This is a genomic window from Candidatus Accumulibacter cognatus (assembly GCF_000584975.1).
Lineage (GTDB): Bacteria > Pseudomonadota > Gammaproteobacteria > Burkholderiales > Rhodocyclaceae > Accumulibacter > Accumulibacter cognatus.
The window spans coordinates 68,036-94,504 of record NZ_JDST02000064.1 but is presented as its reverse complement, the minus strand read 5'-3'; the positions used below and the strand labels follow the sequence as shown (position 1 = coordinate 94,504).

Below are 26,469 nucleotides of genomic sequence, written 5' to 3'. Positions count from 1 at the left end.
GACCTTTATCCCTGTCTGACCTCCAGCAGGCTTTCATCCCACTTGGCGTGCTTCTCGAAGCCGAGCAGGTGGGTGATCGTCGCGGCGATGTTCGACAGACCAGCGCCGGGCAACGGCCTGAGACCCAGTTTGCCGCCAGTGACTGCGTCATAGAGGATCAACGGCACCGGATTGAGGGTGTGTGAGGTCTTGGCCTTGAAGGATCCGTCCGGGTTCTGAGCCGGTTGTCTGGTCTTCTTGTCGATTTCGTACATTTCGTCGGCGTTTCCGTGGTCAGCGGTAATCAGCGCCACACCACCGAGCGCCTTGACGACCGGCAGGATGCGCGCCAGTTGCAGATCCACGGCCTCGATGGCCATGGTTGCTGCACGGAAACTGCCCGTGTGGCCGACCATGTCGCCATTCGCAAAATTGCAGCGCAAGGTCCGGTACTGGCCGCTCTGCAGGGCTTCGATCATTGCGTCGGCAATCTCCGCAGCCTTCATCCACGGTCTCTGTTCGAAGGGCACCACGTCGCTGGACACTTCCTGGTAGGTCTCGCCGTCAAATTTATTTGAGCGGTTGCCATTCCAGAAATAGGTCACGTGCCCGAATTTTTGTGTTTCGGAACAGGCAAACTGGGTAATGCCGGATTTGGCAAACCACTCGCCCATGGTATCGAGGATGGCCGGCGGATCGACCAGGAAGCGCTTGGGAAGCTTGAGGTCGCCATCGTATTGCAGCATTCCGGCATAGGTCACACGGGGCATGCGGACACGATCGAACTTGTCGAAACCCGCTTCTTCGAAAGCACGCGTGATCTCGATCGAGCGATCGCCACGGAAGTTGAAAAAGACTACTGAATCGCCATCCTCGATGGTCCCTACGGGTCGGCCATCACTGGCGATGACGAATGCCGGCAGATCCTGGTCAATCGTTCCCGGGAACTTGACGCGCAGTGCCTGCACTGCTGCCGACGCGCTCTCGTACTGCTCGCCTTTGCCAAGAACGTGCGTCTGCCAACCTTTGTCGACCATGCTCCAGTTCGCTTCGTAGCGGTCCATGGTGATGTTCATGCGGCCACCGCCCGAGGCAATGCGGGCATCGAAGCCATCGCGGCTGACTTCGGCGAGGAAGGCCTCGAAAGGCAACACATATTCGAGCGCGCTGGTCTCGGGAACGTCACGCCCATCGATCAGAATGTGAATCCGCACGACCGGCACGCCTTCCTCGTTGGCGCGCAGGATCATCGCTCGTAAGTGATCGATGTGGCTGTGCACATTGCCGTCGGAAAACAGGCCGATGAAGTGGATTACCCCACGTCCGGCCTTGGCCCCGGCAATGATCTGCTGCCAGGCAGCGCCTTGCCATATCGAGCCGGAGGCAATGGCCTCAGCGACCAGCGAAGCGCCCTGGCTGTAAACCTGGCCTGCACCGATGGCATTGTGACCGACCTCGGAATTGCCCATGTCTTCGTCGGAAGGCATGCCGACAGCGGTGCCATGGGCGCGCAAGGTGATGTTCGGGTGGTTGGCGAAAAGATGATCGAGGGTCGGCTTTCTGGCAGCCGCAATCGCGCTGCCGACATCGGATTTGGCAATGCCGTAGCCATCCATGACGATCGTCACGATCGGGCCCTGAATACCAGGGAAAAAGGCAGACTTCTGCAACATGATGGAGTCCTGGGAAAGTAAGGGGGTGTGAGCACAGGCCGCGGATCGGAAAGCCGCGACAACGACCCCAGTATACTGCAAGCCATGCTCCCCGAATTGACAAACAATCCCATTCGAAACGGATGCTTGCAAAGCATCTGCGGGGACGCCAAGGCGCCTGGTGGCCTTCTTGCAACGGTGGTTAATTCTGCGGGATGCTGGCGCTCGATGGCGAACTCCTGAGTCGGATGCGCTTGCGGATGCGCTGCTCCTTCACCTGCGGGCTAGCTTTAGAGCGTCTCCGGTATGTTCGCTTTCTGCCTCGTCGGCGGGCAATCTCCAGTGCGACCTTGCCGGCCACCATGAAAAAGAGAATCACCCAGAGCAAAGGGTAACTGAGGATTTCCTTGACCAACTCGATCAGTTCATGGACGCCTTCAAGGTCCTTCGACGCCGGGTGAGCACTATGAGTGGACGCACGCTGGTGGTCAGATTGGCCGACATTGCGCTCGATGATGGACAGCGAAGTCTCGCCGTATCCAAAAGTCAGTTCACCGCCCTGCAAGGAATAGTGAAACCCCTCGACACCGGCCAGCGAGAAGGTCATCCGCCCTTGCGGGCCTTTGTTGAGATCGATTGCGGTCGCAATCACTTCCCTGGCCGATTCCTGCAACTCGTTGAATACCCGTATGGTTTCTTCTTCAGATTGAACGACCGCGGGATGGGCAAGGGATGCCGCGCCCCCAGGAGGCGCGGCGGCCAACGGTGGATGAGAACTGCCGCTGAGCACGGTCCGCGGCACCGCCAATAAGGGAACTGTTTCCATCTGGCCGGCTGGGTCTGAAGCGGTATCGGCACCGTGCCGCAACGGTTCGAACGGCGCTTCTGGCGATTTCGTCCCGCTTGCTGACCAGGAAGCCGGTGTGAGAATGTGTTTTTCGATCGCCGGCAAAGAAGAGGGCAGGGGAGCGGGCGTATTATGCCCGGCAGGGACACCCATGCCCATCAGCACCGCAGGGGGAAGCAAACCTTGGTGACTGCTGCTGGTGGCAACCGACAGGCCACCCGTATCGTTTCCCATGGGGTGTGCCAGCGCGCCAGCCGCGGTCCAGAACGACAGCACCATCACCTGAAGCAAGCTGCATCCTGTCCGACGCGAAATCATTTCACAGATCTGGCTCATTGGGTAATATAAGCAAGAATCGATCCGGGTTTGATGAGAGTTTTATATCAATTGACTATTGGGTGAATGATGCCCAGCAAGATGGTAAATGTAAAATATTTCGACACCGTGGATCTGCTTGACCCGTACTTCCGACAAGCCGTCTCTCTGACGCGGGTAATCGTCCGCATCCAAATAGGGCGTACTTTCAACGCCAGTTTTCAGGATAATCACGAGAACTCGAGGGAACTGGAAAGGCACGATGACGAACAAGAAATTGCAGCCAGGCAGTGACTCGAGGCAGTCGGTATTCGACCGAGTTTGCCAATGCATGCAGGTCAGCGGTCCTTGTCTTCGGGTTCTGGATGGTTCGGGTAGCAAGCTGAGCGATCGACCCGGCGAAACGATTTCCTGGCATGGCCTTCCTGCCGACGAAGCGGCGACCCGCTTGGCTGCCAGTTTCGCGGAAGGGCTTGCTGAAACCGAAGTCGCCAGCCGACGTGCGGCACATGGTGAAAACCGGATTACGGCGAAGCCGGGCAGGGGGCCATTGCTGCGCTTTGCCCTGCAGTTCGTGCAGCCGCTGGTCCTGGTGCTGCTGCTGGCGGGCGTGGTGACCGCCATTCTCGGCGAATGGGTCGATTCCGGAGTGATCTTTGGCGTCACGCTGATCAACGCGGTGATCGGCTTCGTTCAGGAAGGCCATGCCGAGAATGCCCTGGCGGCACTGGCGCGTTCGCTAGCCAGCGAGGTGACTGTCCTACGTGGCGGTTGTAAACAACGTCTCGCCTCGACGATGCTGGTACCCGGCGACATCGTTCTCCTGGCGGCCGGAGACAAGGTTCCGGCCGACCTGCGTCTGTTCCGCGCGAAGGACCTGCAGGCCATCGAATCAGCACTGACCGGCGAATCGGCCGCGGTTGCCAAACACGAAGAGACACTTCCGGAAGATACGCTGCTCGCCGAGCGCTGCAACATGGCTTACGCGGGCACCGTGATGATCAGCGGACAAGGAGCCGGGGTCGTGGTGGCCACCGGTGATCACACCGAGACCGGACGCATTTCGCGGCTGATTGCCGAGGCGCCGGACTTGACCACGCCACTGACGCGCAAGATGACGGTCTTCAGCAACTGGCTGCTGATCGCCATCGGCTTGCTGGCGATGCTGACCTTCGCCGTCGGCATGGGGCGTGGCGAATCGGCGTTCTCCATGTTCATGGCAGCAGTCGCGCTGGCTGTCGGCGCGATTCCCGAGGGACTGCCGGCAGCGATGACCATCACACTGGCCATCGGCGTTTCGCGCATGGCCAAACGACGGGCCATCATCCGCAAGCTGCCGGCGGTTGAAACCCTGGGCAGCGCAACCGTCATTTGTTCGGACAAGACCGGCACGCTGACCGAGAACCAAATGACGGTGCGCGAAATCTATGCCGGTGGCGTGCGAACGACCGTCAGCGGTAGTGGCTATGCGCCAAACGGCAAGATCGGGGAGGGCCAACAGATCGACGGCGCCTTGCGGGAATGCTTGCTGGCCGGCGTGCTCTGCAACGACGCCGAACTCTGCAAGAACAACCGGCACTGGGAAGTGGTCGGCGACCCTACCGAAGGTGCCCTGTTGGTGGTTGCCCGCAAGGCCGGGCTCGACGAGCGGACCTTGCAGAAGCTGTTTCCACGCATCGATGAAATCCCGTTCGATTCTGCACGCCAATACATGGCGACCCGTCATGAGATCCAGGGCGTGCACTTTGCTTATTTCAAGGGTGCGCTCGAACGCTTGCTGCCACGCTCGGTCAGTATGCTCGATTGCGAGGGCCTGACGATACCACTGCGCAACGACGAGATCGAACTGGCGGCCAGCAGCATGGCCGCGGAGGGCTTGCGGGTACTCGCCGTGGCGCGCCTCGTCATTGGCGCGGCGTGCTCGCTCGATGCCGCCAGTGCCGGTACCGGGCTGCAATTCATCGGCCTTCTGGGAATGGTCGATCCACCCCGCCCGAAGGCGATCACCGCTGTCAAAGCCTGTCACCGAGCCGGTATTGTGGTCAAGATGATCACCGGCGACCATGCCGGCACGGCACTCTCGATTGCCCGGCAAGTGGGGATTGCCAAGGCCGGCGAGCGTGCCCTCACGGGTCGCGAGTTGGCGGCGCTCGACGACGAAGCACTGCGCGGCGTACTGCGGACGGTGAACGTTTATGCGCGCGTCGAACCCGAGCAGAAGCTGCGCCTGGTACGTGCGCTGCAGGCCAACGGCGAAATCGTGGCGATGACCGGTGACGGGGTCAACGACGCGCCGGCCCTCAAGCAGGCCAACATCGGCATTGCCATGGGATTGGCAGGTACCGAGGTCGCCAAGGATGCAGCCGATATGGTGCTCACCGACGACGATTTTGCTGCCATCGAAGCGGCGGTCGAGGAAGGTCGCGGGGTCTACGACAATCTGGTGAAGTTCATCACCTGGACGCTACCCACCAATTTCGGCGAAGGCCTGGTGATCATGGCCGCGATCGTCGCCGGCGCGACCTTGCCGATCACGCCTTTGCAGATTCTCTGGATCAACATGACGACGGCGGTCTTTCTCGGCCTGATGCTGGCCTTCGAGCCGATCGAACACGCCGTTATGCACCGCCCACCGCGGCCGCCGGAAACCCCGATTCTCGATGCGGCGCTGGTCTGGCGGATTGTCCTGGTGAGTGTGCTGCTGCTGGCGGGTTCCTTTGGACTGTTCTTGCGCGAACTGGCACAGGGGCATTCGCTTGCCGAGGCACGTACCGTCGCGGTCAACGTCTTCGTCGTCGTCGAGACGATGTACCTCTTCAACTGTCGTTCGCTGACGCGCTCTGCACGGCGTGTCGGCCTGTTCTCGAATCGTGCGCTGTGGTATGGCGTGCTGATCATGGTCCTCCTGCAGATCTCATTGACTTACCTGCCGCTGATGAATCGCCTGTTCGCCACCGCAGCGATCGGCTGGCTGGAGTGGCTGGAGATTCTTTCCGTCGGCTTGCTCGCCTATCTCGTCGTGGGCATTGACAAGCAGGTGCGCGGGCATCGCTGACGGGCCAGGCGGATTCACGTCAACCTGTTCAACCGGGCACAAAAAAGCCGCGCCAGGGCGCGGCTTTCGGGAACGACCCTTAGTGGAATTGTTCTTCTTCGGTCGAGCCGGTCAGCGCGGTCACCGACGAGGTACCGCCCTGGATAACGGTGGTGACCTCGTCGAAGTAGCCGGTGCCGACTTCCTGCTGGTGCGAGACGAAGCTGTAGCCGCGGTCGCGCGCTGCGAATTCCGGTTCCTGGACTTTTTCGACGTAGGCAGTCATGCCGCGGGCGACGTAGTCCTGCGCCAGGTCGAACATGTGATACCACATGTTGTGGATGCCGGCGAGGGTGATGAACTGGTACTTGTAACCCATCGCGCCGAGTTCCTTCTGGAACCTGGCGATGGTCGCGTCGTCAAGGTTTTTCTTCCAGTTGAACGACGGCGAGCAATTGTAGGCCAGCAGCTTGCCGGGGTGCTTGGCGCGCACGGCTTCAGCGAACTTGCGGGCGAATTCGAGATCCGGCGTGCCGGTTTCGCACCACACCAGGTCGGCGTATTCGGCGTAGGCAACGGCGCGCGAAATTGCCTGATCAAGACCTTTCCGCGTTTTGTAGAAACCTTCCGAGGTGCGTTCGCCAGTAACGAAGGGGGTGTCATTGGCGTCGCAATCGGAGGTCAGCAGGTCGGCGGCTTCCGCATCGGTCCGGGCAATGACCAGCGTCGGAACACCACAGACGTCGGCAGCAAAACGAGCAGCGATCAGCTTCTGGACGGCTTCCTGCGTTGGCACCAGCACCTTGCCACCCATATGGCCGCATTTCTTGACCGAAGCGAGTTGGTCTTCCCAGTGCACACCGGCCGCACCGGCGCGGATCATCGCCTTCATCAGTTCGAAAGCGTTGAGCACACCACCGAAGCCAGCTTCGGCGTCCGCGACGATCGGTGCAAAGTAGTCGATATAGCCTTTGTCACCGGGGTTGATCTCCTTGGAGTGCTGGATTTCGTCGGCACGGCGGAACGAATTGTTGATGCGCTCGACGACCTTCGGGACCGAGTCGACCGGATACAGCGACTGATCGGGGTACATCGCGGCGTAGGAGTTGTTGTCGGCGGCGACCTGCCAGCCCGACAGATAGATCGCCTTGACACCGGCTTTGACCTGCTGCATTGCCTGACCGCCAGTCAATGCGCCGAGGCAGTTGACGTAGGGCTCATTATTGACGAGATTCCAGAGCTTCTCGGCGCCACGCCGAGCGACGGTGTATTCAATCGGGAAGGAACCGCGCAGGCGGACGACATCAGCGGCCGAGTAGCCGCGCTTGATTCCCTTCCAGCGGGGGTTTTCCGCCCAGTCTTTTTCCAGATCGGCAATCTGTTGCTCTCTAGTGCTCATGTATTCCTCACGAAAATGATGAAGTGCAGTTGGGACCATGGTGACGCACCAGGAGGGGGCCAGAAAACATTATTGAAGCACCAACTCGGGGCGACCAATGACGTACAGTATAAAGGGCTTTTTGCCCCCCTGCAACACTCTTATATAAGACATAAGAGATATTTTTGGAATGAAAATGGGAAGCCTGAGGGGGAGGGGAGCATTTGAGACAACACGGAGGGATGAGGCGGGATGAGGCGGGGCCTTGTGGGATGGGGCTTGTAGCTTGATCGGCAGGTTCCGGCAGGTTTGAGACTTTCGGACGAAAACACCCGTTTTCTTGAAATATCCGGTACAGGAATGACCGCCGTTTAGACAGTCTCACACCTTTAACGAATCGGGGTGCCAGCCGGGGAAACCTGGAGGGCGCTTTTTCATTTCTGGCCGGCCGATTTGTGGCGATATTTGGCACAGACGCCACGACGCGTTAAATCTGTCGGCCTGTTCTTGGCAATCGCGCGACTCTGCAACAGGATCAGCCCGACGCCAGCTTGACGGCTTCCTCGATCATGGCGGGGTCCACCTTGCCGCTAGCCTCGAAGGAACGGTAAAGCATAGCTACAACGCTTGCCTTACGTGATGCGGATAGCAATATCCTCAGCCTTTCTGAACAATTCTCGACGCCTTCTACAATGCCGTAAACCAGTGCGCATTGACTCTCGATACGCTCTTCTAGAGAGCCCCATATTCCCCTCTCTCCTGTCCGGATAAAGTCAACGTCAGCCCCAAACTCTTCGATCTTGGAAAGGTACTCAACGTCAGGCACAGCATCACCTTTTTCATACTTAGCCTGTGTGTTTCTGTGAACGCCAACATGGCGCGCCCAATCTTCCTGAGTATGGCCTAACCGCTCACGCTCACTTCTTATTCGATCTCCTAAGCTCATTGCACTTCTCCGAGTTGACTATGCACTGTTTTTTGTGCACAATGAACGCTCATTGTTGCACTTAAACAAAGGATCAGTCATGAAAGCACAAAAGTTGCGGACAAGGGAAGAGGTTCTTGAGGACTTCGCCCGCAAGGGTATCAGCATCCGTGGATGGGCGAAGAAGAATGGTGTATCTCACGCCGTCGTAAGAGGACTCCTTTCTGGTCGGTTGACCGGTCGTATCGGTAAGAGCCACAAAGCAGCCGTTCTGCTCGGTATCAAAGACGGCGAAATCGTGGAGGGCAACGACGATGAATGAGCGCTACCTGGTGCGCTGCACCGCCGCTACGGGCCAAGCCATGACCGGCATTTACGCGGCCAGCCTGACCGCTACCGGCATGGTCGCTACCTGGAAACGGGAACGGGCCGCCCGCTACGAATCCAAGACCGCCGCCACCGGTGTGGCCTCTCGCCTAGCTAAGAAGTTTGCCGGCACGGTTTGGACGGAAGAGGCGGTCGAGGTCGTGCAATGAGAGGCAAAATCCCCTCAGAAATGCACGACCATGGCGGCAATCGGTCGTGCATTCCAGATGCGCCAGAAGGCGACATGCACGACCATGGTCAAAGCCTTGCGATTACTGGGCTTTCCGGGAAAACCGACGAAGACGACGCGCGAGATACGCACGACCGATTGCCACGAGGGTCGTGCAAGACTCCTACATTTGTTGGAGCCCCAGAGGCGGCGAAGCTACTTGAACGAGACCCTTCGACTGTCACCCGTCAGTGTGACTCAGGCACGTTCACCGGCGCCACCAAGACCCTGGTCAACGGGATTAAAGTCTGGCAGATCCCCATTTCCAGCCTGCCGCTTGCCGCCCAACGGAAGTTGAAGGCGGAGCTCGACGCCGCCCGCGCCGCGCGGTTGGCCGCTGTCGGCATCGTGATTCCGCCGCCAGAATCCCGCCACTTGCAGCCAGCGGAATACACGGTCGTATGGGAAGCTTACGAGCGCAGCGGAGCCACCCACAAGCGCCATGCAGAACGCGCTTTCAAGGTCATGGTCGCGTTCAACGATCTGGTGGACAGCGGGCGCAGCATGGGCGAGGCAGAAAAGGCCGTGGCGTCTTCGTTTGGCGTCAGCCGGGCAACCCTGTACCGCTACCGGGACGCCATCAAGGGGCACCCGAGAATGCACTGGCTACCGTTTCTGTCCCCCCGATACAAAGGTGGACGCCCCTGCGCCCCATTCACCAAAGAGGCTTACGCTTACATCCTCGGGAAGTATCTGAACACGTCAGAAACCAAGTTGACCGTTGTCCTGGAAGCGGCGCGCGCGCTGGCGCCCTCGATGGGATGGGAGATCCCGAGTTATGACGCGGTTCGCGATCGTCTGAGGCAAGAACCCAAGTGGCTGGATACCGTGGGGCGCAAGGGTCCGAAAGCCCTGGAGCGGAGCTATCCCGCCATCGAACGAGATTACAGCAACTTGAGGCTGCATGAGTATTGGGAATCGGACGGCCGCAGGGCGGATGTGCTGTGTATCTGGCCGGATGGCACGCTGGCACGACCGTTCATCATCATTTTCCGGGAAGTGCGTTCGCGCCTGGTGCTGGGGGTAAAGGGCTACCTGAATCCTTCGGCCGCCGGCGTTCTGGCTGTCTTCGGTCAAGCGATGGAGCGCACTGGCGTTGCCCCCGATTACGTCAAGATCGACAACGGCCGCGAGTATGCCGCCAAGTCAGTCACCGGCGGGCAGGACAACCGTTACCGCTTCAAGATTGTGCCCGGAGAACAGCCCGGAATCATGACGAGAGTGGGCACCAAGGCGGACTGGTCTCCACCTGGGCGAGGGCAGGACAAGACGCTTGAATCCGGGTGGAATTTTGTGGCGGACCGTTGCGACAAGGCGCCAGAGTTCGAGGGCGCTTACTGCGGACGCAACACGGTGGCCAAGCCGGAAGGGTTCGACCGCAGCAAGGCCATCCCCATTGCCGTCTATGCGGAGAAACTGGCCGCCGTCCTGGAGTATTTCAACAACCAGCATCGGCACACCGGAAGCGGCATGAATGGCCGCACGCCGATGGAAGTCTACCAGGAACTGTCAGCCCAGACGGTGCGCCCTGCGGTCGATCCTGCCCACGTGCGCCTGTGCAAAATGGGGGTCGCCTACATCAAGCCAAGCGCCACTGACAGCACTTACTCGTTGACGATTCCTGGCTATGGGGTCTGCCGCTACTGGAGTGAAAAAATCGCCGGTTTGACGCGAGAGTGCCTTTCCCGAAAGCACACCGTCTATTACGACCTGGAAGCCCCGGAAAAGCCGGTATCCATCTATGACGGCCATAACTGGCTGGGCGATGCGGCGAGCTTGGATACAGTGCCGTTCAATGACGAAGGCGGGGAGCGGGCAGGGGCGCACGTCAGAGCCAAGAATGCCGCGATGAAGCCACAGAAGGCCGCTCTGAAAGCCATCAAGAACGGGGCGCAATCGGATCTTCCGGCACTGCCCGGCGTGACTCAGTTGACCGAGTTACCGCCCATGCCTGCAGTGACCATCGAAGGCCGGCGTACTCTTCCAGCGGAAAACAAAACCGCCCCTCTGCAAACTCCCGGCATGGAGAAAGAAGAGGAGCGGCTAGCCGAGCTTGCCCGGCGAAGGAAGGAGCAAATCCGAATCACTGACCCGAGAAGGTACAGCATCCTCTATGGCGACTAACCAAGGAGCGGCAATGTTACACGAAGACAGCAGCGAAGAACAGCCGGATGGCTACCTGTTTGACCGAGATCTACTGTATCAGCAGCCTGTTGACACAGAGCGCTGGAAAGCCCTTGTCGACCGCACGATAGATGAAATCAGCGGAGCGGTGACGCTGAAAGACATCGCCAGAGCGATCAATATTGAAGTGGAAAAATTGAGCCTCTGGTTGACATCCATGGCTTCCTTTTTGACCTTTGGCCGAAGAGTGGGCGAAAAGAGCGTTTCAGAGAAGATCGCTGACGGCCTAGAGAAGTATTTTTTGGATTTGGATTCGTCATCCCCGAATACAGCCATGCGCTGCAAAACACGTGTCAAGACGAGCGTGATTATGGCCATGATCGAAGGTATAGAAACAGCGCGTTCAATGTGCGAATTTGTGGAAATCTGCGCCGCGCCTGGGCTTGGAAAGACGGAAAGCATTCAAGAGTACATCGCCAGCACCCGTAAAGTGGAAGGCTTCAATTGCCCGGTCTGGCTGGTCGAGCTGGATGAGACGTGCATTTCTCCAAAAACCATTCTTCAACTGATAGCGCGGGAAATCGTTCCCGAGGGTCACTATGAACCCAAGAGCGAGTTTTCCATGATGCAAGCCATATGCGCGGCAGCCGAAGGGCTTGGCGGGGTAGTTCTGATTGATGAGGGTCAGCACTTGGCCGACGTGCAGAAAATCATGGGGATTCCGACCGTAAATCTTTTGCGTCGCTTTGTGGATCGGCGATTATTCGGGATTGCCTATTTCGGAAACGGCGAGATCTACCGGCGTTTGACTTCCGGCACGGGCAAGAACAAAGACGCGTACACCCAGCTTTTGAGCCGGATGCAGGATTTCAGAGTCGAGATTCTCAGCTTTGGAAAAAGTGACGGCACCCTTCCTGCACTGACGAGAGAAGATGTTCTGACCGTTGCCGCTGCCTGGGGAGTAACTGGCGTCGAAGAAAGGGCGTACTGCCTGAAGGCAGCGGCCCAGCCGGGCGCCTTGCGCAATCTCAGCAATATCTTCCGTCTGTCCCTGGAGCGCTACGGCCACATCGACATCAGCGCTATGAACAAGATCAGGAGGTTTTGACCATGGCTACCCGTGAGCAGTATTACGCCTTGATCCACCTGGGTGCCGCCCGGTTGGGCCACAAGGAAGACGCCGATTACCGCGCCTGGCTGGAAAGCCTGACCGGGAAGCGAAGCTGCAAGGAGTGCAGCGAAGCCGAGTTAGCCAGCCTGGTGACGACGCTACGCGCCTGCAACGCTCTGGAGAACCCGCGCTTGAAAGGCGTGAAAGGCGGGATAGGGCAGGGCGATCGCCCGACCGAGCCGCAATGGCGATTGGCCAACGAGCTTTGCCGGCAACTCGATATGACCGGCTGTGACGACGCCCGCTTTGCGGCCTTTGCCAAGCGCAACGCCAAGGTCGACCACCCGCGTTTTCTGACCAAGGAAAGCATGCGGCTTCTGATCGCCGCGCTGATCGCCTGGAAAAACAACCTGAAAGCGAAAAAAACCCAATCCACCTCTGATAGCGAAGGTAAATCCTCGTGACCGCCGCAACCGACCCCGCCCGCCTGCACCTGATCACTCCCACATCAACGAGAACCCAGAAAGCGAACCCACCGCACATGAACCACACGCCCGATGAAGAAGCCAAGATCGCCAAACTGACCGCCATCATGAAGGAGGCCTGCGCCAGCTCGACCCCCGCCCAACCCGGCCCGGTGCACCGCAAAATGGCGGATTTGGGCCTGGAGGATCACGTGGACAGGGTGCGCCGTGGCCTGGAGGCCGTCCGCAGTCTGGCCATTCCGAGCAGCTACCACCGTGGCAATGACGACCTGGGATGCCTGGACAGAAACGACCTGGTGGACTTGCTGGAGATCTTCACCGATCGGCTGGGGCTTGCCCTGGAGAGCTGCGAGGGGGGCAGGCACGGATAACGCGGTTTGACGAAATCCGCGCCGCATACTCAAAGCGCCCTGCGAAGCCCGTAGGGCGTTTTTCTTGCTGGTGGCACCAAGGGTATTACCGAGAATGGTTTAACGCCACTGGCGCGTTTTTCACGCGGGTTCCGGGCACGCCTCCCGAAACCATCTCCCGGCAAGCGCCGTTTCGCGCACCACCCGACCGCCAAGGCACGATTTCACCCGTCTGGCACTGTGCCGTGGTTTTGTGGTGGCGCAGGGGAATCGGAGGGAGTAGTGAAGCGCTTCCACCTTACCGTAGAAGTGCTTCACCGGGAGAATGAGCGCATCGCCAAGGAGGTCATGAATGCTGCCACGTTTTGAGGATTTGGACCCGGAAACCTCTAACCTGGTCGAATCGTTCCTGCCTGCCTCTGCGCTTGAAATGGTTCGCCTCATCGGGCTACAAGCCGCCCTCCTGCTCATTGAGCACTTCGGCGGGACCGAAGTTCACTTCATCAGGGAGAAAGAAACCTGTTTCCCACGAGATTTCTTGGCTCTTGCCAAGGTGATCGGCACAGAGAAAGCCGCCATTCTGGCGCGCGAATATCCGGAGGCGGACAGAATGTATGTGCCGCGCTGCCTGAAAGCGATGAACGCCCTACGCAATCGGGAAATCATGGCGTTGGCCGACAAGATGATTCGGGAAAAAAGCAGGTGGAAGGTTTATATCGACCTAGCGAGACAATACGGAACCTCGACAAGGACGATTCAAGGCATCCTCAACGGCAAGGGCAAAAGGGCATGACTTGGGCAAATCACAGGCTGGTTTTGTCCGCCACTGTCCTGGACAGCTTTTCTGCAGTTCGTTCGATTTGGCGTATTTCGTCGCCGGCGCCGGCCAGATCGACCCAGCGCCAGCGGGCTCCTGGGGCAGATTCCGCAAACTCTGTCTAGGCCAAGACTCAGTGGACGAAGCCCCTGCCCGAATCCAGATCCAAGCCTGGGTGACCCACCGAGTAACCCCCTCATTTTCATGGATTAGACACCGCACATGCTAGAAAAACCGCTGGTTTCCCACTGTTCAACGCTGGCCCTGGGCGATCCTGTCCATGAGTTTCGCTTGATACCCGCAGGCTTGTTTTCCGCGACCGATGGACGCCCGAACGGCTTGCCGGGCTGGCGGATGAGCCGTGCCAGTGCTCTGGAAATCATCCACCTGGCGGCCGCTCGCGTCAGTGATTTTGTCATCGACTACGAGCACCAGTCTTTGAACTCGCCCAGCAACGGCAAGCCGAATCCCGCCGCTGGTTGGTTCAAGCGCCTGGAATGGCGAGAAGGGGACGGGCTATACGTCACGGACGCCCGCTGGACCGAGCGTGCCGCCGCGATGATCAGGGCCAAGGAATACCGCTTTATTTCGCCCGTCTTTTATTACGACCACAAAGGCGAGGTGCTGGGCGTCGTGAGTGCCGCACTGACCAATACCCCGGCCTTGGATGGCCTGACCGAGTTGGCCGCCGCCAGCCGGATCTTGGGCCAAGGTGCGGGCCATTCGGAAATTGCGAGTGCAGCGCTTGCCTATCAGGAAGCCATGGCCCGAAACGGTGTCTTTCTGACGACCGTTCAAGCCGTGAATCGCGTTGCGCCCACTTCGAGCCACCAAGCGAGCGCGCGTCTTGTGGTGCAAGACGGCCTGGGGGAATCACTCGCTCAGAGGATCGCTGCAGCTGCTCTGAGCTATCAGAAAGATAGGGCCGATATAGGCGTCCACGTCACCACGCTGCAAGCCGTCCACCATGTTCAACCGTCCATCAAATGACCGGAAAGGAAGCTTCATGAAGTATCTGGCCCGTACCAATGTGAACCACAACCAAGATCTCTACACCGTTGGCGCTGAAATCGAACTGTCCAACGACGAAGCCGCGCCGCTGCTGGAATGCAAGGCCATTGAGCCGCTGCACAAGCCGTTCTTCAAGGCATCGGAAAAGCCTACCAGCGAAGAGGAAGCCAATGTCTGATTTATCCACCCTCCTGAACGATCTGAAGAAGGCGGCCGATTCCGTCAAGACGGACATCAAGACGCTTGATGAGCAAATCCACGCGCTGAATGGGGAACGGGAAAGCTTGATGAATTCGCCGGTGAGTCGAGAGGATTTCGCCGCTTACGTCAGAGCCGACCTTGCCAAGCGAGGCGAACTTTTCCAGTACAGGATCAAGCAGTTTGCCGACCACTCGGGACGGGGAAACGCCAAGCTGAATTCAAGCTTCGTTGCCCTGGATCGGGTTTTCCAAGGCGGTCGATTGCAGAATTTCCCGTTCATGAACGGGGAAGACTGTTTCGATGGGTTCGCCCCGTCTGCCGATGCCTTCTTTTTCTACTTCGGCGATCTGATCGCCGAGCGCTTCATGGCCGCCCTTGACGTGGTGCATGATTGGCCGCCAGGTGCGATTCCGGTTGCCGATCTGCGCAAGCGCATTGCCGAGATCGATCATGAACTGGACACCTTGCTGACGCGCCGCGATGAGCTGGCCAGCCAGCTGTTGAGTGTAGGGATAGCGGGCTGAGCCTGGCGTGTTTGCTGGCGAGTAGGCTCCTGTATCGAGCAGTCTTCTTTGGACTCCCTCAAAGAATAGGGCAAGAGCCTACACTGCCAGATCCTGCGCGACATTGCCGCCGGCGCTGATCTGTTGCATTCTCAAACCATTCGCCAATGTCTCAAAGATTGCGCGGCAATGTCTCATTCCAAGCGCGTCCTATCACCCGCATCGGTGAGTCATCAGGGTCAGCCATCGACACCCCCATTTAATTTTACATAATACAAATTATACGAAATATCTGATCTGATATGATAATCCGAAGCTGACGGCAAACAGCGATTCAAGGCTTGACCGACGATCCGCTTTCTTACCACAATCCAGCTTCTTCGTCCCTGAAAAGCTAGCCATGATCGATCAGACCGTTGACGACTTCAGCCTGCCTGCAACGGGTGGCCGGACCTTCACTCTCTCGGCTTGCCGAGGCAGCCCGGTCGTCCTGTATTTCTATCCAAAGGACAGCACACCGGGATGTACCATCGAGGCCCAGCAATTCCGTGACCTGCATCCGCAGTTCGTGAAGGCCGGTGCTCTCGTGGTCGGTGTGTCTCGTGACAGCGTCAAGTCACACGAGAATTTCAAGGCGAAGCAGGACTTGCCCTTCGATCTGCTTTGCGACACCGAAGAATTGCTGTGCTCCCGCTTCTCGGTCATCAAGATGAAGTCGATGTACGGCAAACAGGTTCGCGGCATCCAACGCAGCACCTTTGTCATTGACGGCCAGGGTGTGCTGCGGCGCGAATGGCGCGGCGTCAAGGTGGCCGGCCACGCGCAGGAAGTCCTGGATTTCATCGCCCAGCTCTGACATGAAACCCTCACCGGCCTGATCCGGAAAGCGCTCACATGGCCCGCAAAACTGCAGTCAATGCCGAGCAACAAGCTGCCACCACACCAGGCAAGCTCTTCGTCCTCGACACCAATGTCCTGATGCACGATCCGACCTGCGTCTACCGCTTCGAGGAACACGACGTCTTTCTGCCGATGATGACCCTGGAAGAACTCGACAACCATAAGAAAGGCTTGTCGGAAATCGCCCGCAACGCTCGCCAGGTGACGCGCACTCTTGACGAGATCGTTAACAGCGTAGATGGGGCCATCGACCAAGGCATCCCGCTCCAGGGACCTTCCCGCAAACTGGCCAGCGGCCGCCTTTTCCTGCAGACAGAGGCAATCGCCGACGGGTTGCCGGCGGGATTGCCAACGGCCAAGGTCGACAACCAGATTCTGGCAGTCGTCATCGATCTGCAACGCCGGCATCCCGAGCGCCCGGTGATCCTCGTCTCCAAGGACATCAATATGCGCATCAAGGCCCGCGTCCTCGGGCTCTCGGCGCAGGACTACTTCAACGACAAGGTGCTCGAGGACAACGACCTGCTATACACGGGAATGCGCGAGCTGCCCCCTGATTTCTGGGAGGTATACGGCCAGGACATCGAGTCCCGGAAGAAGGACGGGCGTACGCTGTACCGCCTCAAGGGGTCATTCTGCGCGCAACTGCTGGTCAACCAGTTCCTCTTCCAGGAAGGGGAAAAACCGCTCTATGCCATCGTCCGCGAAATCTCCGGCTCGACCGCCGAGATCCAGACGCTGACCGACTATACGCACACCAAGAACAACGTCTGGGGCATCACGGCGCGCAACCGCGAACAGAATTTTGCGCTCAATCTGCTGATGAATCCGGAAGTCGATTTCGTCACCCTGCTCGGCCAGGCCGGCACCGGCAAGACGCTGCTCACTCTGGCTGCCGGTCTCACGCAGGTGCTCGAAGGAAGGCGCTACAGCGAAATCATCATGACCCGTGTCACCGTCCCCGTCGGCGAAGACATCGGTTTTCTGCCCGGTACCGAGGAAGAAAAGATGGGGCCGTGGATGGGCGCTGTCGAGGACAACCTCGAAGTTCTCAACAAGAGCGATGACGATGCCGGCGACTGGGGCCGCGCGGCGACCCGTGACCTGATTCGCAACCGGATCAAGATCAAATCGCTCAATTTCATGCGTGGACGCACTTTCCTCAACAAGTTCCTGATCATCGACGAGGCGCAAAACCTGACTCCGAAACAGATGAGGACCCTGATCACTCGTGCCGGACCAGGCACCAAGGTGATCTGCCTCGGCAACATTGCGCAGATCGATACGCCCTATCTGACCGAAGGCAGTTCCGGATTGACCTACGTTGTCGACCGCTTCAAGGGCTGGCAGCACGCCGGCCATATCACCCTGCAACGAGGCGAGCGTTCCCGCCTCGCTGACTACGCTGCTGAAGTGTTATAATTTTTTTGCACATCAATGGGGCCGTGTCTGGTGACACGGCCCGGTCGTTTTTGGCCATCGATCCATGCTGCCGGCTCCGAGCGATCAGGATCCTGTGCTTACCGGAGAGTCGATTGAAACGACGCGATTTCCTTGCTGCTTCTGCGCTTCTTTCGCTATTGGCCCCTTCGTCGGTGCTTGCCGTCAACAAAAAGAAGGCTGCTGCTCAGGATGCCGCCAAACCGGCAGCCAAGTCGACAGCCAAGCCTGCCGGCAAAACCAGCAGTAGAGAGACCACCAGGAGCAGCGGCAGCAGAGCCAGCACAAGAGCCCGGCACAGCTACCGGCCGGTCGTTGAAAAACCATCAGCCACCCCGGCTCCGGCACCCAGCCCATCACCGATAGCCGCAGTCGAACAGCGCAATGCCATCAGTCTGCCCGATGAGCCGCAGCCCAACTGGCGGACCTACGACATTACTTCACAGATCACGATCAACCAGGTCAAAGGGAAACTGCGGTTGTGGCTCCCACTGGCTCAATACAAGGACACTCCCTGGCAACGCTCGCTGGGTCACTTCTGGCGAGGCAACTTCGACAGTGCCGGAATCTACCGTGATCCGGTAGCCGATATGGAGGTGTTCTACGCTGACTGGAAAGAGGGCAGTCCGACACCGCAATTACAGATCAATAGTCAGGTGGCCAAGCTGGACCGTCACTTCGACATCACCCGCCGCGGCAGCGCCGCCGAACGCAGCGAAGTGCTTCGGCGCTGTCTGCAATCGAGCAATCTGGTTCCGATCGATGGACTCGTGCGCCGCACCGCCGAACGTGCCATTGGCCGTATCAAGGATCCGGTCGCCCAGGGCAAGGCGATTTACGACTGGGTGGTCGAAAACACATCATTTGATCCAGCCCAGAGCGGCATCGGCAGGGGTGATGTCGAGGCCATGCTCGATAGTGGCCAGTTGAGCGGCAAGAGTGCCGACATCGCCCTCCTCTTCGTCGGCCTGTGCCGATCGATCGGAATTCCCGCGCGCCCGGTCTTCGGGCTGCGCGTCGACAGTTCGCGTCTGTTTTCCGGCCTCGGCGCAACCGGTAACCTGCGCGCCGTGCAGCATTGTCGTGCCGAATTCTACACGCCGGGCTATGGCTGGATTCCGGTCGACCCTGGTGATGTGCGCAAGGCCATTCACGACGAACATCTGGGCAACGGCGATGCGAAACTGGTGGTCCTCAGGAAGCTGCTGTTCGGTTTCTGGGAGATGAACTGGATTGCCTACAACGCTGCCCAGGATGTCAGTCTCCGGGGCGCCAGCGGCGGCGGGCTCCTGCCCTTCCTGGTCCTGCCACAGGCGGAGGCCGCCGGTGTCCGTTTCGACAGCACCGACATCCAGCGCTTTGGCTACACGGTCAACGCCAGCCGCGTCGAAGGCTGACGTCTGCCCGTGCTCAATACGATCCCGGCTTGGCGAAACTCTCGAAGCGCGTGTACTCGCCCAGGAAAGTCAGGCGGGTGGTGCCGATCGGGCCGTTACGCTGCTTGCCGATGATGATCTCGGCAACCCCCTTGTCGGGTGTGTCCGGGTTATACACCTCGTCGCGGTAGATGAACATGATGATGTCGGCGTCCTGTTCGATGGCGCCCGATTCGCGCAGGTCGGACATCACCGGGCGCTTGTTCGGCCGTTGTTCGAGCGAGCGGTTGAGTTGCGAGAGCGCCATCAGGGGAACGCCCAACTCCTTGGCCAATCCTTTCAGCGATCGCGAAATCTCCGAGATTTCGGTCGCCCGGTTCTCGCCATGCGAAGTGGCGGACATCAATTGCAGGTAGTCGATGACGATCAGTCCGAGCTTGCCACACTGGCGATGCAGACGACGCGCGCGCGCGCGCAGGTCGATCGGATTGAGCGCCGGCGTCTCGTCGATATAGATCGGCGCCTCGTGCATCTTGCCCAGCGCAAAGGACAGCCTCGACCACTCGTCGTCATTGAGGCGACCGGTACGGACGCGATGGGCATCGAGCCGACCGACCGATGAGAGCATGCGCATGGCGAGTTGCGTACCGCCCATTTCCATCGAGAAAACGGCGACCGGCAGACCCACTTCAATCGCCACATGCTCGGCAATATTGAGCGCAAACGAGGTTTTTCCCATCGACGGACGGCCGGCAACGATCAGCAGATCGCCGCCCTGCAGGCCCGAAGTCTTCGAGTCCAGATCGTGATAGCCGGTCGGCACGCCGGTGATGTCCGAAGGATTGTCGCGGTCGTGCAGCTCCTGGATGCGTTCGACCACCTGCGTCAGCAGCGGGTTGATATGCACGAACCCTGTCTGGTGGCGAAAACCGCCTTCGGCAATCGCGAAGACCCTTGCCTCGGCCTCGTCGAGCAGGGTTTTCGGGTCGCGACCGAGCGGATTGAGCGCACTGCCGGCAATTTCGTCGCCGGCAGTCACCAGTTGCCGCAGAATCGCCCGTTCACGGACGATCTCGGCATAGCGCCGGATGTTCGCCGCCGACGGCGTGTTCGCGGCCAGTTCGCCAAGGTAGACCAGCCCGCCGGTGGCGTCGCCCTCCCCCGCCTGGTCGAGGCTTTCAGCTACCGTCACCGCGTCGGCGGGCTTGCTACGTTCCAGGAGCTTGGAAATCTGGCGGTAAATGCGCCGGTGTTCATCGCGATAAAAATCGCCTTCGCTGATCACGTCGGCGATCTTGTCGAAGGCCGCGTTATCGAGCATCAAGCCGCCGAGCACTGATTGCTCGGCCTCCAGTGAATGCGGCGGCACGCGCAGTTCAGACAGTACCGGGTCCGTCTGCGGGCTCCGTTCTCGCCGTGCGCCGCGACTGCCGAAGCGTTGCCCGCTATCGGGATTGGGTGAATCGAAGGACTTAACCATGAAATATCCGCGGAGGGAACAAGCAAGGCGGGGAGTTTAATGTGAAAGTCGCGCCAGCGACTCACGATTCTCTCATGATAAGCGTTGACCGGCGACGTGACGACGTACGCGGAACGGCAGCTCGGCGTGGGTGAGAATCTGCGGGAAGTTTTAACCCCATTCTCGTGCGTCGTCCGTTTACCCGTCTGAACCCTCCACGAAAGGACTGCCATGTATCGAACCCTTGTCGTTTACCTGACCACTGCCGTGCTGACTGCTCTCTGCTTGCCTGCGGCAACGGCCACCACGGCCAATCCAACTGTACCACGCAAGACGCTCAGCGCCTTCGCCAATGAGCAGGAACTCGCCGGTCTCTTCAAACGCTGGGCTGACGAAGCGCAGCGTCGCCGCGACGAGCAGCAACGAGCGCGTGCCGACAAGTCCGTGGGCCAACTCGCTCAACCATCTCCCGCACCCGCCGCCGCCCCTGTGGCAGTGGCCAAGGAAGCCGCCACCGGCAAGAACGAATCCGTCACCAACGTCCAGCACGCCGGTGTCGATGAAGGGGGCATCGTCAAGGTACACGGTGACCACCTGGTGATCCTGCGCCGTGGCCGCCTGTTCACGGTCCGCATCGGCGCGCAGGATCTGCGCCCCGTCGCCGCCATCGACGCTTTCGGCAGCGATGTCGATCCAGGTGGCGCCTGGTACGACGAGATGCTGATTTCCGGCAACACGATCGTCGTCATCGGCTACAGTTACGCGCGTGGTGGCACCGAAGTCGGCGTCTTCGACATTTCGCGCGCTGGACAGCTCGCCTATCGGGCGACCTATCACCTGCGCTCCAACGACTACTATTCTTCCCGCAACTATGCGAGCCGGCTGATCGGCAGCAAACTGATCGTCTATTCGCCGCACGTTCTCAGCCCATGGGGTGACCCCTGGGCAGCCTTCCCGGCGATGCGCCGCTGGCGCCCTGGAGCGCTGCCGGCGGATTTCCGGCGCATTGCGCCGGCGACGCGGATCTACCGCAGCGACGAGCCGCTCGACCCCTTCGCCGGCGTCGCCCTGCACAGTGTCTCGATCTGCGATCTCGCCAGACCGGAGATGGATTGTCAAAGCACCGCCGTTCTCGGGTCACCTGGACGCGTCTTCTACGTCTCGCCGAATTCGGTATTCGTCTGGACGACGGCCGAACGGGGGGGAGCTTCGGCTTCGTCGGTGTTCCGCATCCCGCTCGACGGATCGGCACCGAGTGCCCTGAAGACAGCCGGCAGCCCGATCGACCAGTTCTCTTTCCACGAAGACGACGGCGGCGTGCTGAACGTGCTGCTGCGTGCCAACGGCCGTGGCGACGGCATGTGGGCAGGCGAAGTCAATGCCGGCGACCTGGCGCTGCTGCGCATCCCGCTCGCCAGCTTTTCCGACGGCCGTGACAGCGCACCCGCCCAGGCTTACCGCCGGCTGCCGAGAGCCAACGGCTACGTGCTGCAGAGTCGCTACATCGGCCCGTATCTGCTGTACGGCGCGGGTACCGGCTGGCATTCGCCGCAGACGACGACGCAATCACAGGTGTACGCGGTGCGCTACGCGCAGGGTGAGGTCTACGAATTACCTTTGCCACACTCGGTAGACCGTGTCGAGGCACTCGGCAGCAATGCCCTCGTCGTCGGCAGCAGCGGCAGGGACCTGCATCTGAGCAGTGTACGTCTGACTCCTCTACCGGTGACCGCCGGCCGCTACACGCGCAAGGACGCAGCGCAGGGTGAAACGCGCAGTCATGGCTTCTTCTATAAATCCGAGAGCGAGTTCGACGGCCTGCTTGGCCTGCCGATCGTCGGCGGTGACGAATCCGGCGCACGACAACTGCGCACGCCGTCGGCAGCCCTGCTCTTTTTGCGCAATCATGCCCTGACGCTGAGCGAACTCGGTACGCTGACCGCGCAACCCTCGGCAAGCGACCGCAATGACGGCTGCCGCGCCTCGTGCGTCGACTGGTACGGCAATTCGCGGCCACTGTTCGTGCGCGGCCGGATATTTGCGCTGATGGGCTACGAGATCGTCGAGGGAAAGGTGGACGCCAGGCGCATTGTCGAGACGCGGCGGGTGAACTTCGCGCCAGCAGTGTTGCAGGTGACGCGGTAGCAGGCTTGCCGGGCCTGGTGCGCCTTGCTGGATCGGAGCCGTGCCGAGCTCAATCCTCCTCCTGCCAGCGCTCGGCAGCCTGATCGTCGCTCGCGCGCGCAGCGACCCAGCGCGCGCCTTGCGGCGTCACTTCGCGCTTCCAGAACGGCGCGCGCGTTTTCAGGTAGTCTATGAGGAACTCGCAGGCGGCAAAAGCTTCGCCACGATGCGCGCCGGCCACCGCGACGAGGACGATCTGGTCGCCCGGCAGCAAGCGACCGACACGGTGGATGACGATCGCGTCGATGAGCTTCCAGCGGCGTGCGGCCTCGCCGACCATCGCCGCAAGCGCTTTCTCGGTCATCCCTGGGTAATGTTCGAGGGTCATCTCCGAGACCCCGGCGCCATCGCTGGCCGCTCGCACGACACCGACAAAGGACACCAGCGCACCGATCTGTGGTCGATCCTGGCGCAGCGCCGCCAGCTCTGCGCCGACGTCGAAATCAGCCTCCTGAACGCGCACCATCATTTCAACCTCCGGTCACCGGCGGAAAGAAAGCGACCTCGTCCCCCGACCCGATCGGTGCATCGCGCCCGACCATTTCCTGATTGACCGCCTGACGCAGGTTCCTGATCTCCGCCAGGTGCTCCCATGCGCCGCCCCGTTGCGCGAGAAACCCGAGCAGGCCGGCGACATCCAGCACCCCGGCCGGCAGCGGCAACTCCTCGCTCCCTTGTCCAAGCAGCTCGCGGACGCTCGCGAAGTACAGAATCTTCAGCATCATTCGCCCTCCAGGCTCAGTTCAGCAAGGCCGAAAACGGCAGGAAGCGCACCCTGTCGCCGCGTCGGATCACCTGCTGCGGTGGGTTATCGATCAGGCCATCGCCCCACACCGCCGAAATCAGGACTGACGCGCCCTGGTTGGCGAAGATCTCCACGCCGCCATCGGCATGGCTTCTTGCACGCAGAAACTCGCGCCGGGCATCGGGCCGCAACCAGTCGAAATCGGCGCGCAGCCGGTAGCTCGGTGGGGTAATTGGATGCACGCCCTGCATTTTCAATAGAAAAGGCCGTACCAGCATGAGGAAGGTGATCAGGCAGGAAACCGGGTTTCCCGGCAAACCGATGCACGCCACCTCGCGCCCGGCCGAACCGATCTGTCCAAAGGCCAGGGGTTTGCCGGGCTTGATGGCGATCTTCCACATCTCGATCCGACCCTCCGCCGCAACGGCGGCTTTGATGTGATCCTCTTCGCCGACGGAAACGCCGCCCGAGCTGAGCACCAGGTCATTGTCGAGCGCGGCTGCGCGCAGCGCCTGGCGCGTCGCCGGCAGATCGTCGGGCACCTGCCCAATATCACGGACGACGCAACCCAATGACTGCAGCAGGGCGGTGAGCAGAAAACGGTTGGCATTGTAGATCGCGCCCGGCGGCAGCGGCTCACCGGGCATGCGCAGTTCGTCACCCGTAAACAGTACTGCCACTCGCAAGCGGCGGAAAACCGGCAGTTCGGCGATCCCCACCGACGCCGCCAGGGCGGTGTCCTGGGGTCGCAGGCGCAGTCCGGCAGGGAGAATTTCGCTCCCGGCGGCAATGTCGCTCCCGGCGCGGCGAATATGTTCGCCCACTTGCGGCAGATGGTTGATCAGCACCGCATCGTCGGCGTGTTCGCAAAGCTCCTGCATCACTACTGCGTCGGCACCGGCCGGTATCGGCGCGCCGGTGAAGATCCGGGCAGCGGTTCCTGGCTGCAGCGGTGTACCGACGCTGCCCGCCGGAATGCGCTGCGAGACCGGCAGTCGGCTCGCCAGGCGCGGCACATCGGCGACGGCCAGCGCATAACCATCCATCGCCGAGTTGTCGAGTAGCGGCGCATTGACCGTCGCCTGCTGTGCCCGTGCGAGCACGCGCCCGGCGGCAGCCAGCGTCGGCAGGCGGCGAATTTCTGAAACGGTCCGGGCACTGGCCAGCAAGCGCGCCAGCGCTTCATCAAAGGACAGCATGCGTTTTCCCTCCCAGTTGAAGAGTGCCGAGGATGAAGCCGACGATCGCGTCCGGATCATTCAGGTCCAGCCGCGTCAGATGCGCCGGCAGGGTCAGTGATTGCGGGGCATCCGAGGCGACAGCGACGATGTGCTGCAGTTGTGGCCACAGCGGCGGCTTGCCGTTGCCGGGCCGATACACTTCGAGCTTCGGAATCGCCTCGTCCTTGAAACCTTCGACGAGGACCAGATCGCAAGGCGACAAGTGTGCGACATATTCCTCGAGCGTCGGCTCGGGAGCGCCGCGTAACTCGCTCATCAATACCCAGCGCGCACTGCTGGCCAGCAGCACTTCGCCAGCCCCTGCCGCGCGGTGGCGAAACGAGTCTTTCCCCGGCTGGTCGATGTCGAAATGGTGGTGTGCGTGCTTGAGCACCGCGACGCGCAGCCCGATCCGGGTCATTCGCGGCAGCAGTTTTTCCAGCAAGGTCGTCTTGCCGGCGCCGGAGTAACCGGCAATACCAAACAGTCTCATGCTTTGCTTCCGCTTGCACAGGGTACCGGGAAAACCGCCGCAAAGCCGCCGCCACGGGTCCGGAAATTGGTCGTCTGGCCACGGTACAGTCGCGCCGATACCAGTTGAACCGCACCCCGATAAACGTAGTTACGAAGATCGAGCTTGAAATCGTGCGGTACGCCATCGATCAGCAGGCGTCGCTCGGAAGGAGCAACCACCGCCTGCGCGACATAGCCACCGCCGGCGATTTCGGCAAATACGCGCCGGGTCAGCTTGTCGCCGCGATAGGCCGCCTTGCCGCCGTAACCGGCAGTCGGTTTGAAAAACCACTGCTTGCGAGTGGCCCAGAAGGCCTCGGCCTGTTCGGGGAGCACCAGCAGGGTACGCGGAATGCTGCTGGCCAGCAACTCGCGCTCGTCTTCGCGCAAGCCGATCGCTGCCAGCCAGTCGTCGTCGCCGAGAGCCTGCAGGTTGCGTTTGTCGGCAAACAGCGCATGCGCCTGCGGATGCGGCGTGACCACCACGGCATCGCTCAAATACGCCGCACGCAACGCCGCACTCTGCGGTTCGGCCAGTGCAAAGTCGGTCAGCCGGTTGTAGACCAGGTCAACGACCTGCCCGCGGCAGTACAAGCGTTCGCCGTCGAAGGTCAGTTCCGCAACATCGGCCACCAATGCAGCGATGCCATTCGCCTCGAAGAGTTGCCGAAAGAGTGCAAATTCAGGCGCCAGATACTGCTCATCGGGCTGCGTATCGACAATCGCGATGCGCGCCAGCGGCCGCTGCGAAGCATCGCCAGTGCCGCGGGTCAGTCGCCACTCCTCGCGAAACATCGCCAGAAAGGTTTCCTCGACCGGTATCGGCGTCGGCATCATCCTCGCCACTGCAGCGCAGCACGCGCGCTGCGCGCGCAACAGGCGAGCGTTGAGCAGCGCCCCACCGGCGTTCGAATTGATTTCGATGAGCTGCGGACCATCTGCACCGAGGTGGAAGTCATAACCCAGATAGACCCCCACGGCGCCGGGCGAATGCCGTGCCAGTGGCGGCGCGTAGGCGAGCACCCGTTCGCGATATGCCGGCAAGGCCACCACCCGTTCGAGCAAGGCGATGATTCGTGCCATGCGCGCGAGATGCGCGGTGCTGACGAAAACCATGCTGTCCGAGAACAGATGCGGCCGCGTCGCCAGCAGTTCAGCGTGCGAGAACGTTCCGTTGCCGTTTTCGAGCGCGCGCTGCAAGGATCGATGGTCGACCGAGATGCAGGCGCAGCCGCGATTGAGCAGCTCGGCCACGGCCGCGCAGTCCAGTGGCAGATCGGCAGCAGTCTGGAGAGGGGGAGGCAT

At 60.5% G+C, this 26,469-nt stretch carries 25 protein-coding genes; 15 read left to right on the top strand and 10 right to left on the bottom strand.

The window, feature by feature from the left end; translation table 11 throughout:
• Nucleotides 1-5 precede the first annotated feature (5 nt).
• Together gpmI and AW06_RS12770 are read right to left on the bottom strand one after the other, a co-directional pair.
• On the bottom strand, nucleotides 6-1,652 hold the full coding sequence (gpmI, locus tag AW06_RS12775; RefSeq protein ID WP_034950624.1) for a 2,3-bisphosphoglycerate-independent phosphoglycerate mutase: 1,647 nt from the start codon (nucleotides 1,650-1,652) through the stop codon (nucleotides 6-8).
• 181 nt (nucleotides 1,653-1,833) lie between these two features.
• Entirely contained in the window at nucleotides 1,834-2,769 is a 936-nt protein-coding gene (locus tag AW06_RS12770; RefSeq protein ID WP_273704657.1) for a hypothetical protein, read from the bottom strand.
• A 286-nt stretch (nucleotides 2,770-3,055) separates the two neighbouring features.
• Here AW06_RS12770 and AW06_RS12760 point away from each other — a divergent pair, with 286 nt between their 5' ends.
• Nucleotides 3,056-5,848 (top strand): cation-transporting P-type ATPase, encoded by a 2,793-nt coding sequence (locus tag AW06_RS12760; protein WP_273704656.1) that lies wholly within the window; start codon nucleotides 3,056-3,058, stop codon nucleotides 5,846-5,848.
• A gap of 79 nt (nucleotides 5,849-5,927) precedes the next feature.
• Here AW06_RS12760 and aceA read toward each other — a convergent pair whose 3' ends face one another.
• Together aceA and AW06_RS20575 are read right to left on the bottom strand one after the other, a co-directional pair.
• Nucleotides 5,928-7,226, bottom strand: a complete 1,299-nt coding sequence (aceA, locus tag AW06_RS12755) for an isocitrate lyase (protein WP_034950617.1) — start codon at nucleotides 7,224-7,226, stop codon at nucleotides 5,928-5,930.
• 514 nt (nucleotides 7,227-7,740) lie between these two features.
• Complete coding sequence (locus AW06_RS20575; RefSeq protein WP_273704655.1) at nucleotides 7,741-8,151, bottom strand: helix-turn-helix transcriptional regulator; 411 nt, start codon at nucleotides 8,149-8,151, stop codon at nucleotides 7,741-7,743.
• A 79-nt stretch (nucleotides 8,152-8,230) separates the two neighbouring features.
• On the opposite strand from AW06_RS20575, the gene AW06_RS12745 reads away from it, so the two are divergent.
• The 13 genes from AW06_RS12745 (at nucleotide 8,231) to AW06_RS12680 (ending at nucleotide 19,064) form a co-directional block, all read left to right on the top strand.
• Complete coding sequence (locus AW06_RS12745) at nucleotides 8,231-8,452, top strand: hypothetical protein (RefSeq protein ID WP_034950613.1); 222 nt, start codon at nucleotides 8,231-8,233, stop codon at nucleotides 8,450-8,452.
• On the top strand, nucleotides 8,445-8,666 hold the full coding sequence (locus AW06_RS12740; RefSeq protein WP_034950611.1) for a hypothetical protein: 222 nt from the start codon (nucleotides 8,445-8,447) through the stop codon (nucleotides 8,664-8,666). Before AW06_RS12745 ends, AW06_RS12740 begins: the two co-directional genes overlap by 8 nt.
• Nucleotides 8,663-10,849, top strand: a complete 2,187-nt coding sequence (locus AW06_RS12735) for a transposase domain-containing protein (protein ID WP_273704654.1) — start codon at nucleotides 8,663-8,665, stop codon at nucleotides 10,847-10,849. Before AW06_RS12740 ends, AW06_RS12735 begins: the two co-directional genes overlap by 4 nt.
• Nucleotides 10,850-10,862: 13 nt before the next feature.
• Entirely contained in the window at nucleotides 10,863-11,957 is a 1,095-nt protein-coding gene (locus AW06_RS12730) for an AAA family ATPase (RefSeq protein WP_034950606.1), read from the top strand.
• Nucleotides 11,958-12,010: 53 nt separating this feature from the next.
• A complete protein-coding gene (locus AW06_RS12725) occupies nucleotides 12,011-12,424 on the top strand; it encodes a regulatory protein GemA (RefSeq protein WP_273704653.1) in 414 nt (137 codons plus the stop codon).
• Nucleotides 12,421-12,816, top strand: a complete 396-nt coding sequence (locus AW06_RS12720; RefSeq protein ID WP_273704652.1) for a hypothetical protein — start codon at nucleotides 12,421-12,423, stop codon at nucleotides 12,814-12,816. The genes AW06_RS12725 and AW06_RS12720 overlap by 4 nt, the downstream gene beginning before the upstream one ends.
• Before the next feature lie 331 nt (nucleotides 12,817-13,147).
• Nucleotides 13,148-13,588, top strand: coding sequence for a hypothetical protein (locus AW06_RS20570; RefSeq protein WP_273704651.1), 441 nt, complete (start codon nucleotides 13,148-13,150; stop codon nucleotides 13,586-13,588).
• Nucleotides 13,589-13,834: 246 nt separating this feature from the next.
• Nucleotides 13,835-14,602, top strand: a complete 768-nt coding sequence (locus AW06_RS20565) for a phage protease (protein WP_273704650.1) — start codon at nucleotides 13,835-13,837, stop codon at nucleotides 14,600-14,602.
• 16 nt (nucleotides 14,603-14,618) lie between these two features.
• Nucleotides 14,619-14,801 carry a hypothetical protein gene (locus AW06_RS12700; RefSeq protein WP_034950600.1) on the top strand — a complete coding sequence of 61 codons (183 nt, stop codon included), beginning with the start codon at nucleotides 14,619-14,621 and terminating at the stop codon, nucleotides 14,799-14,801.
• Nucleotides 14,794-15,348: a hypothetical protein gene (locus AW06_RS12695; RefSeq protein WP_034950598.1), complete on the top strand. Its 555-nt coding sequence runs from the start codon at nucleotides 14,794-14,796 to the stop codon at nucleotides 15,346-15,348. The genes AW06_RS12700 and AW06_RS12695 overlap by 8 nt, the downstream gene beginning before the upstream one ends.
• A 379-nt stretch (nucleotides 15,349-15,727) precedes the next feature.
• Nucleotides 15,728-16,183, top strand: a complete 456-nt coding sequence (locus AW06_RS12690) for a peroxiredoxin (protein ID WP_034910888.1) — start codon at nucleotides 15,728-15,730, stop codon at nucleotides 16,181-16,183.
• Nucleotides 16,184-16,221: 38 nt separating this feature from the next.
• Nucleotides 16,222-17,649 (top strand): PhoH family protein, encoded by a 1,428-nt coding sequence (locus tag AW06_RS12685; protein ID WP_034950595.1) that lies wholly within the window; start codon nucleotides 16,222-16,224, stop codon nucleotides 17,647-17,649.
• A 113-nt stretch (nucleotides 17,650-17,762) separates the two neighbouring features.
• Nucleotides 17,763-19,064, top strand: coding sequence for a transglutaminase-like domain-containing protein (locus AW06_RS12680; RefSeq protein WP_138678326.1), 1,302 nt, complete (start codon nucleotides 17,763-17,765; stop codon nucleotides 19,062-19,064).
• A gap of 13 nt (nucleotides 19,065-19,077) precedes the next feature.
• Here AW06_RS12680 and dnaB read toward each other — a convergent pair whose 3' ends face one another.
• Complete coding sequence (gene dnaB / locus AW06_RS12675; protein ID WP_034950592.1) at nucleotides 19,078-20,523, bottom strand: replicative DNA helicase; 1,446 nt, start codon at nucleotides 20,521-20,523, stop codon at nucleotides 19,078-19,080.
• Nucleotides 20,524-20,733: 210 nt separating this feature from the next.
• Between dnaB and AW06_RS12670 the strand changes: the two genes are divergently transcribed.
• Nucleotides 20,734-22,647, top strand: coding sequence for a beta-propeller domain-containing protein (locus AW06_RS12670; protein WP_034950591.1), 1,914 nt, complete (start codon nucleotides 20,734-20,736; stop codon nucleotides 22,645-22,647).
• A gap of 49 nt (nucleotides 22,648-22,696) precedes the next feature.
• On the opposite strand, the gene moaE is transcribed toward AW06_RS12670, so the two are convergent.
• The 5 genes from moaE to AW06_RS12645 are packed head-to-tail and all read right to left on the bottom strand — an operon-like array spanning nucleotide 22,697 to nucleotide 26,469.
• Nucleotides 22,697-23,155, bottom strand: coding sequence for a molybdopterin synthase catalytic subunit MoaE (moaE, locus tag AW06_RS12665; RefSeq protein ID WP_034950590.1), 459 nt, complete (start codon nucleotides 23,153-23,155; stop codon nucleotides 22,697-22,699).
• A gap of 1 nt (nucleotide 23,156) precedes the next feature.
• Complete coding sequence (gene moaD, locus AW06_RS12660; protein WP_034950587.1) at nucleotides 23,157-23,411, bottom strand: molybdopterin converting factor subunit 1; 255 nt, start codon at nucleotides 23,409-23,411, stop codon at nucleotides 23,157-23,159.
• Between the two features lie 13 nt (nucleotides 23,412-23,424).
• Nucleotides 23,425-24,630 (bottom strand): gephyrin-like molybdotransferase Glp, encoded by a 1,206-nt coding sequence (gene glp / locus AW06_RS12655; RefSeq protein WP_034950585.1) that lies wholly within the window; start codon nucleotides 24,628-24,630, stop codon nucleotides 23,425-23,427.
• On the bottom strand, nucleotides 24,617-25,144 hold the full coding sequence (gene mobB, locus AW06_RS12650; RefSeq protein WP_034950582.1) for a molybdopterin-guanine dinucleotide biosynthesis protein B: 528 nt from the start codon (nucleotides 25,142-25,144) through the stop codon (nucleotides 24,617-24,619). Before mobB ends, glp begins: the two co-directional genes overlap by 14 nt.
• Nucleotides 25,141-26,469: a hypothetical protein gene (locus tag AW06_RS12645; RefSeq protein WP_273704649.1), complete on the bottom strand. Its 1,329-nt coding sequence runs from the start codon at nucleotides 26,467-26,469 to the stop codon at nucleotides 25,141-25,143. The genes mobB and AW06_RS12645 overlap by 4 nt, the downstream gene beginning before the upstream one ends.

Bases quoted from the DNA above. Each gene is read 5' to 3' on its own strand.
- gpmI (WP_034950624.1), bottom strand. From the start codon at position 1,652: ATGTTGCAGAAGTCTGCCTTTTTCCCTGGTATTCAGGGCCCGATCGTG.
- AW06_RS12760 (WP_273704656.1), top strand. From the start codon at position 3,056: ATGACGAACAAGAAATTGCAGCCAGGCAGTGACTCGAGGCAGTCGGTA.
- aceA (WP_034950617.1), bottom strand. From the start codon at position 7,226: ATGAGCACTAGAGAGCAACAGATTGCCGATCTGGAAAAAGACTGGGCG.
- AW06_RS20575 (WP_273704655.1), bottom strand. From the start codon at position 8,151: ATGAGCTTAGGAGATCGAATAAGAAGTGAGCGTGAGCGGTTAGGCCAT.
- AW06_RS12745 (WP_034950613.1), top strand. From the start codon at position 8,231: ATGAAAGCACAAAAGTTGCGGACAAGGGAAGAGGTTCTTGAGGACTTC.
- AW06_RS12740 (WP_034950611.1), top strand. From the start codon at position 8,445: ATGAATGAGCGCTACCTGGTGCGCTGCACCGCCGCTACGGGCCAAGCC.
- AW06_RS12735 (WP_273704654.1), top strand. From the start codon at position 8,663: ATGAGAGGCAAAATCCCCTCAGAAATGCACGACCATGGCGGCAATCGG.
- AW06_RS12730 (WP_034950606.1), top strand. From the start codon at position 10,863: ATGTTACACGAAGACAGCAGCGAAGAACAGCCGGATGGCTACCTGTTT.
- AW06_RS20570 (WP_273704651.1), top strand. From the start codon at position 13,148: ATGCTGCCACGTTTTGAGGATTTGGACCCGGAAACCTCTAACCTGGTC.
- AW06_RS20565 (WP_273704650.1), top strand. From the start codon at position 13,835: ATGCTAGAAAAACCGCTGGTTTCCCACTGTTCAACGCTGGCCCTGGGC.
- AW06_RS12700 (WP_034950600.1), top strand. From the start codon at position 14,619: ATGAAGTATCTGGCCCGTACCAATGTGAACCACAACCAAGATCTCTAC.
- AW06_RS12695 (WP_034950598.1), top strand. From the start codon at position 14,794: ATGTCTGATTTATCCACCCTCCTGAACGATCTGAAGAAGGCGGCCGAT.
- AW06_RS12690 (WP_034910888.1), top strand. From the start codon at position 15,728: ATGATCGATCAGACCGTTGACGACTTCAGCCTGCCTGCAACGGGTGGC.
- AW06_RS12685 (WP_034950595.1), top strand. From the start codon at position 16,222: ATGGCCCGCAAAACTGCAGTCAATGCCGAGCAACAAGCTGCCACCACA.
- dnaB (WP_034950592.1), bottom strand. From the start codon at position 20,523: ATGGTTAAGTCCTTCGATTCACCCAATCCCGATAGCGGGCAACGCTTC.
- AW06_RS12670 (WP_034950591.1), top strand. From the start codon at position 20,734: ATGTATCGAACCCTTGTCGTTTACCTGACCACTGCCGTGCTGACTGCT.
- moaE (WP_034950590.1), bottom strand. From the start codon at position 23,155: ATGATGGTGCGCGTTCAGGAGGCTGATTTCGACGTCGGCGCAGAGCTG.
- moaD (WP_034950587.1), bottom strand. From the start codon at position 23,411: ATGATGCTGAAGATTCTGTACTTCGCGAGCGTCCGCGAGCTGCTTGGA.
- glp (WP_034950585.1), bottom strand. From the start codon at position 24,630: ATGCTGTCCTTTGATGAAGCGCTGGCGCGCTTGCTGGCCAGTGCCCGG.
- mobB (WP_034950582.1), bottom strand. From the start codon at position 25,144: ATGAGACTGTTTGGTATTGCCGGTTACTCCGGCGCCGGCAAGACGACC.
- AW06_RS12645 (WP_273704649.1), bottom strand. From the start codon at position 26,469: ATGCCTCCCCCTCTCCAGACTGCTGCCGATCTGCCACTGGACTGCGCG.